The 11,795-nt window shown below is 67.4% G+C and carries 11 protein-coding genes and 1 pseudogene; 5 read left to right on the top strand and 7 right to left on the bottom strand.

The annotated features are described in order from the left end of the window. The first annotated feature begins 4 nt into the window (after positions 1-4). From IEV38_RS11125 to IEV38_RS15440, 3 genes and pseudogenes are all read left to right on the top strand, one after another. Positions 5-928: an NAD(P)H-hydrate dehydratase gene (locus IEV38_RS11125; RefSeq protein ID WP_188396286.1), complete on the top strand. Its 924-nt coding sequence runs from the start codon at positions 5-7 to the stop codon at positions 926-928. Between the two features lie 85 nt (positions 929-1,013). Then, positions 1,014-1,958, top strand: a complete 945-nt coding sequence (locus tag IEV38_RS11120) for a YihY/virulence factor BrkB family protein (RefSeq protein ID WP_188396285.1) — start codon at positions 1,014-1,016, stop codon at positions 1,956-1,958. 202 nt (positions 1,959-2,160) lie between these two features. Next, a pseudogene (locus IEV38_RS15440) lies at positions 2,161-3,210 on the top strand (DUF418 domain-containing protein). Here IEV38_RS15440 and IEV38_RS11110 read toward each other — a convergent pair. Beyond that, on the bottom strand, positions 3,207-4,076 hold the full coding sequence (locus IEV38_RS11110; protein ID WP_188396284.1) for a LysR family transcriptional regulator: 870 nt from the start codon (positions 4,074-4,076) through the stop codon (positions 3,207-3,209). The pseudogene IEV38_RS15440 and the gene IEV38_RS11110 overlap by 4 nt on opposite strands. 146 nt (positions 4,077-4,222) lie before the next feature. Here IEV38_RS11110 and IEV38_RS11105 point away from each other — a divergent pair, with 146 nt between their 5' ends. Together IEV38_RS11105 and IEV38_RS11100 are read left to right on the top strand one after the other, a co-directional pair. Next, positions 4,223-4,633, top strand: coding sequence for a CidA/LrgA family protein (locus IEV38_RS11105; RefSeq protein ID WP_188396283.1), 411 nt, complete (start codon positions 4,223-4,225; stop codon positions 4,631-4,633). Next, entirely contained in the window at positions 4,630-5,340 is a 711-nt protein-coding gene (locus IEV38_RS11100) for an LrgB family protein (protein ID WP_188396282.1), read from the top strand. The genes IEV38_RS11105 and IEV38_RS11100 overlap by 4 nt, the downstream gene beginning before the upstream one ends. Positions 5,341-5,349: 9 nt before the next feature. On the opposite strand, the gene IEV38_RS11095 is transcribed toward IEV38_RS11100, so the two are convergent. The 6 genes from IEV38_RS11095 to IEV38_RS11070 form a co-directional block, all read right to left on the bottom strand. Then, positions 5,350-6,039, bottom strand: a complete 690-nt coding sequence (locus IEV38_RS11095; protein ID WP_229728991.1) for a PEP-CTERM sorting domain-containing protein — start codon at positions 6,037-6,039, stop codon at positions 5,350-5,352. A gap of 151 nt (positions 6,040-6,190) precedes the next feature. After that, positions 6,191-7,198: an ABC transporter ATP-binding protein gene (locus IEV38_RS11090; protein ID WP_188396281.1), complete on the bottom strand. Its 1,008-nt coding sequence runs from the start codon at positions 7,196-7,198 to the stop codon at positions 6,191-6,193. Next, positions 7,191-8,219: an ABC transporter ATP-binding protein gene (locus tag IEV38_RS11085; RefSeq protein WP_188396280.1), complete on the bottom strand. Its 1,029-nt coding sequence runs from the start codon at positions 8,217-8,219 to the stop codon at positions 7,191-7,193. Before IEV38_RS11085 ends, IEV38_RS11090 begins: the two co-directional genes overlap by 8 nt. Beyond that, positions 8,216-9,145, bottom strand: coding sequence for an ABC transporter permease (locus IEV38_RS11080; protein WP_188396279.1), 930 nt, complete (start codon positions 9,143-9,145; stop codon positions 8,216-8,218). The genes IEV38_RS11085 and IEV38_RS11080 overlap by 4 nt, the downstream gene beginning before the upstream one ends. After that, positions 9,142-10,128, bottom strand: coding sequence for an ABC transporter permease (locus tag IEV38_RS11075; RefSeq protein ID WP_188396278.1), 987 nt, complete (start codon positions 10,126-10,128; stop codon positions 9,142-9,144). Before IEV38_RS11075 ends, IEV38_RS11080 begins: the two co-directional genes overlap by 4 nt. Positions 10,129-10,188: 60 nt before the next feature. After that, on the bottom strand, positions 10,189-11,766 hold the full coding sequence (locus IEV38_RS11070) for an ABC transporter substrate-binding protein (RefSeq protein ID WP_188396277.1): 1,578 nt from the start codon (positions 11,764-11,766) through the stop codon (positions 10,189-10,191). Positions 11,767-11,795 lie beyond the last annotated feature (29 nt).

The raw sequence follows: 11,795 nt of genomic DNA, 5'->3' as shown, positions 1-11,795 counted from the left end.
ACCCATGGCCGCCATCGACTCCGCCGTCACCACGCTCGACGCCGACCTGCTGCAGGCATGGCCGCTGCCCATGCCGTCGCCCGACGGTGACAAGGAAGAACGCGGCCATGTGCTGGTGATCGGCGGCTCGCGCCAGATGCCGGGCGCGGTGATCCTGGCCGCTACCGCCGCGCTGCGCGCCGGCGCCGGCAAGCTGTCGGTGGCGACCGGACAAAGCGTGGCGCAGTTGGTGGCCTCGGCCCTGCCCGAGTCGCGCGTGATCGGCCTGCCGGAAACCGACGGCGGCGGCATTCCCGCGCACTGCGTCGATCTCTTCGAGCCGCTGGCGCGCCGCAATCTCGATGCCATCCTGATCGGTCCCGGCATGCAGGACGAGAATGCGGTCTGCACCTTCGTGCGCGCGCTGCTACCGCAGTTTCCCGACGCGAAGATCGTGCTCGACGCCTGTGCCATGGCCGTGGTGCGCGGCAGCCAGGCCTACCAGGAAGATGGCGAGAACACCGGTCCCACGCGTCTGATCCTGACGCCGCACGCGGGCGAGATGGCACGCCTGCTCGGCGACGACAAGCAAACCGTGCGCGCCGATCCGCACGGCGCGGCGCGCGACGCCGCAAAGAACTGGAACGCGGTGGTGGCGCTGAAGGGCGCGACCACCTGCATCGCCGCGCCGTCCGGCCAGAACTGGGAGCATGCGGGCGACAACATCGGCCTCGCCAGCTCGGGTTCCGGCGACGTGCTGGCCGGCATCATCGCCGGCCTCGCCGCGCGCGGCGCCAGCGTCGAACAGGCCGCGGCCTGCGGCGTGATGCTGCACGCGCAGGCGGGACGGCGGCTGGCGCAGCGCATCGGACCGCTCGGCTTCCTCGCGCGCGAGATCGCCGACGAGGTACCGGCCGCGCTCGCTTCCCTGGGGTCGCGCACAGCATGAAGCACACTTGCACAAACGCGCACAGGTGGTACGCTGCGCGCATGAAGAACAACAGGCAGTCCATGCCGCGAAAGGTCCGCACCCGATGAACGACGATTCCCTGCCGAAGAAAGCCTGGCTGCTGACGCGCGATGCGGTCATGGCATGGCTAGACGACTTTGCGCCGAGCATGGGCGCGGCGCTCGCCTACTACACCGTCTTCTCGCTGGCGCCGATGCTGGTGATCGTGATTGCGATCGCCGGCTTCTTCTTCGGCCACGATGCGGCCCAGGGCGAGATCGTCGCACAGCTGCGCGACATCGTCGGCGTCACCGCCGCCAGCGCCGTCGAAGGATTGCTCAGGTCGGCCAGCGAACCGGGCAAGGGCATCGTCGCCGCCACGCTCGGCATCGTCACGCTGACCATCGGCGCCACCGCCGTCTTCGCCGAACTGCAGAGTTCGCTCGACCGCATCTGGAAAATTCCGCCCGAAGCAAAAGGCGGCATCATGGGCATGCTGCGCAAGCGCCTGCTGTCGTTCGGCATGGTGATGGGTCTGGGCTTCATGCTGCTCATCTCGCTTATCCTGAGCGCGGTGCTGGCGGCACTCGGCACCTGGTGGAGCAGCATGCTCGGCGGCTGGACCATCGTGCTCGAAGGCTTGAACGTGGCGATCTCGTTCGGCGTCGTGACCGGCCTGTTCGCCATCATTTACAAGTTCATGCCGCGCGCTTCCATCCCGTGGCGCGACGTCTGGATCGGCGCCATCGTCACCGCGCTGCTGTTCACGATCGGCAAGTTCCTGATCGGACTCTACCTCGGCAAGGCCTCGATCGGCTCCAGTTTCGGCGCGGCCGGCTCGCTGGTAGTACTGCTGGCGTGGGTCTATTATTCGGCGCAGATCTTCCTGTTCGGCGCCGAATTCACGCGCGTGTTCGCGCTGCGCTACGGCTCGCTGGCGCGCATGAAGCAGGAAGTCGAGGAGAATGGCGACCCGTTTGCAGACAAAACGCTGAACGGCACAACGACGGCCGGCAATCCGCCGGCCTGATTTCCGCGAACGCCACTGCCTGCAGCACCGCTTGACTGCCTCGTCCGCTTCCGCCGCCGCTGTCCGCCCTCGCCTGGCCCGCATCGACGCGCTGCGCGGGCTCGCCGTGTTCGGCATCCTGTTCGTCAACGTCTGGTCGCACGTCTGGGGATTCCAGCCGCTGCGCTATGGCGTGCTGCCGCCGGATGCCACGCTGGCCGACATGCTGTCGCTGGCTCTGACCGCGCTGCTGGCAGAACAGAAGTTCTATCCGGTATTCGCCTTCCTGTTCGGCGCCAGCGCGGTGCTGATCACGCGCGCCATCCGCCGCCGCAGCGGACGATGGGACGAGGCGCGCCGGCTTTACCGGCGCCGCCTGCTCTGGCTGCTGGCCTGCGGCGTGCTGCACGGCACGCTGATCTGGTTCGGCGACATCCTGACACTCTACGGCCTGCTCGGCTGCGTGGTGCTGCTCGGCATCGTCGGCGTGCGCGCCCGCACCCTGCTGCTGCATCTGCGGCTGTGGCTGCTGGCGTTCTTCGCATTGCTAGGCGTCGGACTGTGGCTGAGCCTGCAACCCTTGAGCGGTGACGAACAGGCCGCACTGGCGCTGGCCGCGGTCGATGGCGTGGAAGCCTCGCGCCAAATCCTGACGCAGGGCGACTGGCTCGCGATCGCGCAGTTGCGGCTGCAGGATTACCTGACCATGACCGCGCAATCGCTGCTGATCGTGCCGCAGGTCGCCGTGCTGTTCCTGCTCGGCGCATGGTCGGTGCGGCGCGGCTGGCTCACGCGGCCGTGGCGGCACCGCATGCTGTGGCGGCGCACCTTCTGGATCGGATTGACGGTCGGCCTGCCCTTCAACCTGGCATGGGCGACGATGCGCCTGCTGGAAGCCATCGATCCGCTGCACCCGTGGCCGTGGACTTACATCCTGTTCGCTACGCTGCCGCTCGGCGGCATGCTGCTGGCGGCAAGCTATGTCGCGCTTTTCATGCTGGCCGACGGCGGCCCGATGCGCGCGGTGCAAGGCTGGCTGGCGCCGGTCGGCCGCATGGCGCTGACGAACTACCTGCTGCAATCGCTGCTGTGCGCGGCGCTGCTGCAGGGCTTCGGCTTCGGTCTCGGCGCCACCTTGCCGCCGACCGGCTGAATGGCGCTGGCCGGCGCGATCGTGGCGGCGCAATCCTTGTGGAGCCGCTGGTGGCTGGCGCGTCACGCCAACGGGCCGATCGAAGGCTGGCAGCGACGCTGGCTGGCGAAAAGTTCCTAACGCACCAGGTCCAGCCATGCCTGCGCCGTCTGCGGCAGGCGGCCGCCGCGGCGCCAGATCATGGCGATGGTCCATTCCAGTGCCGCATCGTCGAGCGCGATGCGGCGCACACGCGGGTGCGAGCGCTGGCGCGCGATCAGGCGCGGCATGAAGGCCACGCCCATGCCGACCGCGATCAGCTCGACGATGAAATCGATCTGGCTGCTGTTGACCGCCACCCGCGGCGCGAAGCCCTGGCGATGGCAGGCATCCAAAATCACCTGGTTCAACGCGAAGCTCGACTCGAACAGCACGAAGGGCGTGTCGGCCAGCTCGCGCAGCGAGACCTGCTTCTGCTTCGCCAGCGGATGCGCGAGGTTGACCAGCGCGTCGACCGGCTCGGTGCGCACCGGCTTCCATTCGAACTGTTCCTCGTCGACCGGCAACATGGCGGCTGCCAGGTCGAGCTCGCCCGACAGCACCATGTCGCGCAGCGTGCGGCCGCCGCGCTCGACCAGGCTAATGTCGATCTGCGGGTACTTGGCGCGGTAGCGCGCCAGCAGCGGCGCGAACAGGATGTCGCTGCCGACCGGCGGCAGGCCGATGCGCAAGGTGCCGCGCCGCATGCCGCGCAGCGCGTCGAGCTCGTCGACCAGGCTGTCGGCGGCGGCCAGCATGGCCTGCGCGCGCTCGTGGACGATCACGCCGGCCTCGGTCAGCACGCTGCGATGGCCGATGCGGTCGAGCAGCTGGCAGCCGAGTTCTTCCTCCAGCGACTTGACTGCCTTGCTGACGTTCGACTGCGTGGTGAACAGCGTGCGCGCAGCCGGCGAAAAGCCGCCCTGCCGGACCACCTCGACGAAGGCACGCAGGGTGCGCAGCTCCATGACATTCCTTTCAGGAATGGTTGTTATGAAAACGATTCATTTTATAGATGGGAGCGCGCGGCGTAAACTGGCTGCAGCAAAGGGCCCTCCCCCAAAGGGAATGCTCGCAAAGGATGACCCCACAAGGGATAGCCAAGGAGTTCGCCATGTCCATCGCCAGAATCCATGTTCCACTGCGCCGCCGCCTGCGCACCAGCCTGCTGTGGCAAGCCGCCTTGCTGGCCGCGGCGTGGCAGGCCGGCCAGCTCATCGTGCGTCTTGCCGGCCTGCCGGTGCCCGGCAGCATCGTCGGCATGGGACTGATGCTGGCGCTGCTGCTGAGCGGCTGGCTGCGGCTGCCGGCGGTCAAGAAGGGGTCGGATTTCCTGCTGGCGCAGATGCTGCTGTTCTTCGTGCCGGCCGTGCTGGCGGTGATGAATCATCCGGAATTTCTCGGCTGGACCGGCCTCAAGCTGTTGTTGGCGATCCTGGCCGGCACGCTGATCGTGATGGCGAGCACGGCGTGGACGGTGGAACTGTGCTTCCGCTGGCGGCAGCGGCGCGAGGCCGCGCAATGATCGCCATCGACTGGGCCAATCCGCTGGTGGCGACGCCGGTGTGGTCGGTCGCCACCATCGTCCTCTACCTGGGCGCGCAGCGCCTGTATCGCCGCTGGCCGCGCTGGTGGCTGTCGCCGCTGCTGATCACGCCGCTGCCGCTGATCGCCGCCGCCTGCCTGCTGCGCGTCAGCTATGGCGACTACATTCTCGGCACGCACTGGCTGGTGGCACTGCTGGGGCCGGCCACGGTCGCCTTCGCGGTGCCGATCTACGAGCAGCGCGCGCTGATCCGCCGCCACTGGCCGGTGCTGCTGATCGGCGTGCTGGCCGGCAGCGTGGCCGCGATCGCCTCCGGCTGGCTGCTCGCCAGCGTCTTCCATTTCGACGCCGCCCTGCGCGAAAGCCTGCTGCCGCGCTCGATGACGACGCCGTTCGCGATGGAAGTCTCGGGCACCATCGGCGGCATTCCGGAACTGACGGCGGTGTTCGTGGTGGTGACCGGCGTAGCCGGCGCGGCGCTCGGCGACATCGTGATCGCCTGCCTGCCGCTGCGCTCGGCGCTCGCGCGCGGCGCGCTGTTCGGCATGGGCGCACACGGCGCCGGCGTGGCGCGCGCACGCGAGGTCGGCACCGAGGAAGGCGCGGTGGCCGGGCTCATCATGGTGATGGTCGGCGTGGTCAACGTGCTCGGCAGCGCGCTGTTCATGCACCTGCTGCGCCAGTAAACTGCGGCATCAGGCCGGCAGCAAGGCCTTGCCGGCGATGCGGCCTTCCTGCCGTCTGCTGCGCCGCCATGCGACGCTACCCATCACGGCCAGTCCGCCCAGCATCATCAGATACGTCTGCGGTTCGGGCACGGCCGAGACAGCCGCGACCGACCAGTTGCCGGGCAGGGAATCGCTGCGATAGGTGACTTGCGCCGGGCCGAGTTCCACATAACCCCAGCCGCGATCGAGGTAGAGGATGGTGTCGTAGCGGAAGGTGCTGCAGTTGCAGGTGTCGGCGCCGAAGACCGAGCCCAGCGTGATGCGCGGATCGAAGGGCGGCACCGGCACCGATTCCGTCAGCAGCAGGTTGAAGTTCCAGCCCGCAATGCTGCGGTCGGGATTGATGGTCACCGTGTTGCCGCTGCCGGCCACGGCCGGCGCGCTGGCGAAATGCTGATCGACAGTCGATGCGCCGCTGGCCGGCAGCGTCAGCGTGATCGGTTGCGACGACGACAGCCAGCTTTCCCTCACCGCGAACGAGAACGAGAAGCCGGGCGTGGTCGGCATGCCGTATTCGTCCGGCACACCGTACAGGTACGACGAGATCCGCTCCATCTCGCCGCTGGTGTAGGTATAGACCAGATCGGCCCTGGCGGCGCCGGACGCAGTCAGCATGCCGGCTGCCAATGCGAGCGTGGTGTGCCATTGGATGTTCATGATGCCTCCGATTCGGATACGCGCATGCGCAATCGAAGCATTGTCGAAATTACATCATCCGGCAATCGGAACCTGAAAAAGCGTGGCGTAAAACAGACCAATTCCCTGGCGTCAATTTCCCCGCGCCAATTTCGTCGCCATTTCTGCGTTCCTACGGCACGTCGTTCAGATGGCAGGCCGAGAAATGGCGCGGCGCGACTTCCTTCAGCGGCGGCTGTTCGTCGCGGCAGCGCGGCATCGCGTGCGGGCAGCGCGGATGGAAATGGCAGCCCGAGGGCGGATGCAGCGGCGAGGGAATCTCGCCCTTGACGGCGTGGAAGGCGACCTTCCGCGCTTCCAGCTTCGGCGCCGAGGCCAGCAGCGCGACCGTGTAGGGATGGTTGGGCTGCGCGAACAGCGCGTCGGTCGGCGCCGATTCGACGATGCGGCCCAGGTACATGATCAGCACACGGTCCGAGATGTGGCGCACCACCCCGAGGTCGTGGCTGATGAACAGATAGGTCAGCGCCAGTTCGTCGCGCAGGCGCATGAAGAGATTGAGCACCTGCGCCTGGATCGAGACGTCGAGCGCCGCCACCGCCTCGTCGCAGACCAGCAGTTCGGGATTGACCGCCAGGGCGCGCGCAATGCCGATGCGCGCACGCTGCCCGCCGGAAAACTGGTGCGGAAAACGGCGCGCCACCGAAGGATCGAGGCCCACCTTCTGCAGCAGCGACGCCACCAGTTCGTCGCGCTCGCCGGCCGCCGCCATGCCATGCACCACGGGCGCCTCGCCGATGATGTCGCGCACGCGCAGGCGCGGATTCAGCGAGGCGTACGGGTCCTGGAAGATCATCTGCATGCCGAGCTGCGCCCTGCGCCGCTGCGCCGCATTCAACTGCGCGAGGTCTTCGCCCTTCCACTCGCGCACGCCCGACGACAGCGTATGCAGGCCGACCGCCATGCGGCCCAGCGTCGATTTGCCGCAGCCGGATTCGCCAACCAGCCCGACCACCTCGCCGGCGTGGATGCCCAGCGTCGCCTCGTCAACCGCGTGCACCGTCTGCGGCGCGCGTTGCGCGCCGAACAGGTTGGCGATGCGCGACGCCGCATCCAGCGGACGCGCAAAGCGCTTGGAGACCTTGTGCAGCGACAGCAGTGGCTTGCGCTCGTCAGCCATCACTGCCCTCCTCATGGATAACCGCCCCCCGCATTGCCGCTTCGTGCAGCGGATGGAAGCAGCGCCAGGTGCGCCCCGCAGCGTCATCCTGCGACAGCGGCGGGGTCGTCGCGCAGATGTCGGTCGCGTGTGCGCAGCGCGTGCGGAAGGCGCAGCCCGACGGCAGGTTCAGGAGCGACGGCGTGCTGCCGGCAATCTGATGCAGCGGTGCGCCGCGCCGGTTGCGCGACGGCGACGAGGCGATCAGGCCCTGCGTATAGGGATGGCGCGGCGTCTCGATCACCCGCTGCACGCTGCCGCTCTCGACCACGCGGCCCGCGTACATTACGCACAGCTCGTCGGCCAGTCCGGCCACTACCGACAGGTCGTGCGTGATCCAGATCAGCGCAGTGTCCGATTCGCGGCACAGCGTCTGCATCTCGTGCAGGATCTGGCCCTGGATCGTGACGTCGAGCGCGGTGGTCGGTTCGTCGCAGATGATGAGGTCGGGCTTGTTGAGCAGTGCGATCGCGATCGCCACGCGCTGCCGCATGCCGCCAGAGAACTGGTGCGGATACGATGTCAGCCGCTCGTCGGGCGCGGCGATGCCGACGCGCACCAGGGCTTCGCGCGCCAGTGCCAGCGCCTCGCCGCGCGAGACGTTGCGATGCGCGCGCACCGCCTCGATCATCTGCGTGTCGATGCGCAGCACCGGGTTGAGCGTCATCATGGGGTCCTGGAAGATCATGGCGATGCGGTCGCCGCGCACGCGCCGCATCTGCTCGGGCGATTTTTCCAGCAGGTCTTCACCGTGCAGCAGCACGCGCCCGCCGACGATGCGGCCCGGCGCATCGATCAGACGCATGATCGAATAGGCCGTCATCGACTTGCCCGAACCCGATTCGCCGACGATGCCGAGCACGCGGCCGCGCCCGACCGAAAACGACACGTCATCCACCGCGCGCACCACGCCGTCGCGCGCGGCGAAGTGCATCTGCAGGTTCTGCACCTCGAGCACCGGGGGAACGGTTGGCCGGCTCATTGCGTCTGCAGCCTCGGGTTGAGCACGTCGCGCAACTGGTCGGCCACCAGGTTGATCGCCACCACGGTCAGCAGCAGCACCAGCCCCGGAAACAGACTGATCCAGTACTTGCCGGACATCATGTAGTCGAAGCCGTTGGCGATCAGCAGGCCCAGCGACGGCTCGGTCACCGGCAGGCCGAGGCCGAGGAAGGACAGCGTGGCTTCCAGCGAGATGGCCGACGCCACCTGCAGGGCCGCGATCACGATCAGCGGCGGCAGACAGTTCGGCAGCAGGTGCCGGAACACGATGCGCAGCGGCGACAGGCCGAGCCCGCTGGCGGCCTCGATGTACTCGCGGCCGCGCTCGACCAGCGCCGCGCTGCGTGCGGTGCGCGCGTAATACGCCCATTGCACGGCCACCAGCGCAATGATGATCTTGCCGACGCCGGGGCCGCTCAGGGCCAGCAGGATCAGCGCCACCAGAATCGGCGGGAACGACAGTTGAATGTCGGCGATGCGCATGATGAGCGCATCGATGCGGCCGCCGAAGTAGCCGGCCAGCAGTCCCAGCGTCAGGCCCAGCGCGAGCGCGATCACCGTGCTCGACAGCCCGACCAGGATCGAGATGCGCAAGCCGTACAGGATGGCGGACAGCATGTCGCGCCCCTGCTCGTCGGTGCCGAGCAGATAGGTCATGCCGCTTTCCATCGCCTGCTGCCCCGGCTCCAGCCGCGAATCCATGATGTCGATCTGCGACAGGTCGTAGGGATTCTGCGGTGCGATCAGCGGCGCGAACACGGCGGCCAGCACCAGCGCGAGCAGTAGCACGGTGCCGAACAGCGCGACCCGGCTTGCGAAGTAGTCGCGCACGAAGCGGCGCCACGGCGTGTCGGCAGCCGCCGCGGTCGCAGCGTTCTCAATGTGCGCGTTCAGCGGCGCCGTCATGCGCGCGCTCCCTGCGCATCCGACAGCCGCACGCGCGGGTCGAGCAGCGAATACGCGATATCGACCAGCAGGTTGATGAAGACGAACAGCACCACGATCAGCATCAGGTAGGCGACGATCACGGGCCGGTCCAGCACGCGGATCGAATCGATGATGAGCTTGCCCATGCCGGGCCAGGCGAAGATGGTTTCGGTCACGATCGCGAATGCGATGATGGAGCCGAACTGCAGCGCGATCACGGTCACCACCGGGATCAGGATGTTCTTCAGCACGTGCACGCCGACGATGCGGCGGTTGCGCAAGCCCTTGGCGCGCGCGAAGCGCACGTAATCCTGCAGCAGCGCTTCCTGCGCGCCGGCACGCACCAGCCGGATTACGAGCGCGATGTTGAACAGTGCAAGGTTGAAGGCCGGCAGCAGCAGGTGCTTGAGGCCGTCCGCCGTCAGGAAGCTCAGCGGCACGCCAAGCACCGCCACCGTCTCGCCGCGCCCGCTGGCCGGCAGCCAGCCGAGCTGCACGCCGAAGATCAGGATCAGCATCAGCCCGACCCAGAAGGTCGGCAGCGAAAAGCCGAGGATGGACACGGTCATGATGCTGCGGCCCAGCCAGCCGTTCGGCCGCAGCCCGGCCAGCAGGCCGAGCGGAATGCCGAGCGCGATCGCGATCACGATGGCCGCCAGCGCCAGTTCCAGCGTGGCCGGCAGACGCTCGAGGATCAGGTCCAGCGCCGGCGTGCCGAAGGCGAACGAGCGGCCGAGGTCGCCGGCCAGCGCATTCTGCATGAACAGGAAATACTGCCGCCACAGCGGCTGGTCGAGACCGAAGGCGGCGACGATGCGCGCACGTTCGACCTGGTCGGCGTCGGGACTCAGCAGGATGTCGATCGGATTGCCGATCAGGTGAATGCCGACGAACACCAGCAGCGACATGACCAGCAGCACGAGCGCGCTTTGCAGCAGACGGCGGATCAGGAAATCGAGCATGCGTGTTCCTCGTTCAGCACGGCGCAGCCATCTTCATCGCACGCATCGACGCCATACGACTCATTCGGGACTGAACTGATGCGCAAACGTGAACTCGTCGGTGCGCGCCGTGTATTTGATCCCCTTGCGCATGGCCCAGGTCGCGTACTGATGATGCAGCGGGATCACCGCATGGTCGCCGAGCGCAAGCGCCGCCGCCTGCTTGGCGAAACCGTCGCGCTTGCTCTGGTCAACCGAGCCCAGCGACGACACGATCAGTTTATCGACTGCCGGATTGCTGTACTTGCCCCAGTTCCAGGTGCCCCAGCCGGTCGCCTGATTCGGCGTGCCGACCAGCGTGCGCAGGCCGAAGTCGCCGGCCAGCGTGCCCCAGCCCAGCAGCGCCATGCTGAATTCGCCATTGCGCGCCTTGCCGAAATAGACCGACAGCGGCATGGTCTGCACCTTGGTCTGGATGCCGATACGGTTCAGGAATTGCGCAACCGTCTGCACCACCTGCTCGTCGTTGATGTAACGGTCGTTGGGACCGTGGATGGTCAGCGCGAAGCCGTCCGGGTAGCCGGCCTCGGCCAGCAGTTTCCTGGCGGCTGCCGGATCGTAGGCATCGACCTTGAGCGCAGCGTTGTAGCCGACCAGCCCCGGCGCCACGATGTTGGACGCCGGCACCGCCAGTCCTTCCATCGTGCGCTCGACCAGCGCCTTGCGGTTGATCGCCAGCGAGATCGCCTTGCGCACGCGCGCGTCGTGCAGCGGATTCTTTGCCAGCGGCTTGCCGGCCTTGTCGGTCACGAAGGACGACGGCCCCGCCTGCTGGTCAAGATGCCAGAAGATGGTGCGCCACGAAATCTTCTGCTCGAAACGGAACTTGTCGTTGCGCTTGAGGCGCGACAGATCGGCGGTCGGCACGCTCTCGATCGCATCGACGTCGCCCGACAGCAAGGCCGCCAGGCGCGGCGCCGAATTGGCGATGATGCGGAAGGTCACCTTGTCCCACGCGCTCCTGCCGCCCCAATAGGCATCGTTGCGCACCGCCTCGATGCGGTCGCCGCGCTTGAAGCCGGCGAACTTGTAGGGGCCGGTGCCGACCAGCGCCTTGCCGTTGTTGAAGTCGTCGGTACTCGCCTTTTCCACCGCCTTTTTCGAGACGATGAAGATGGAACTGACGTCGAGCGCCATCGGGCCGTAGGGCGCGGCGGTGGTCAGGCGCACCGTGTGGGGATCGACGATCTTCTTGCCGACGATCTGCCTGGTATAGGCCGTGAACGGACCCGGACTGTTGGTCAGCGCCGCCGGCCGGTCGAGCGAGAAGATCACGTCCTGCGCCGTGAAGTCGGAGCCGTCGTGGAACTTCACGCCCTGGCGCAATTTGAACTCCCAGGTTGTCGCGTCAACCGCCTTCCATGAGGTCGCGAGTCCCGGCACCAGCTTGCCGTCGGCATCGACGTTGACCAGCGCGTCGAAGAAATGCGCGGACATCGCCACGTTGGGCGCGATGTTCAGATAGTGCGGATCGAGCGACGACACGTCGGCCGCCAGTCCCAGCCGCAGATCGGCGGCCAGCGCGCTGCCAGCGCCGCCCAGCGCGAGCGCAACGGCCAGCACACCAGCACGCAGCGTGCTTCGCTTGAATCCGGACATGCTTTCCCCTTGCAAGAATCGGTATGACA

The organism is Oxalicibacterium flavum (assembly GCF_014635065.1).
Taxonomy (GTDB): Bacteria; Pseudomonadota; Gammaproteobacteria; order Burkholderiales; family Burkholderiaceae_D; genus Oxalicibacterium; species Oxalicibacterium flavum.
Note: the sequence above shows the minus strand (reverse complement) of the source record. Positions and strands in the feature narration are given on the sequence as shown.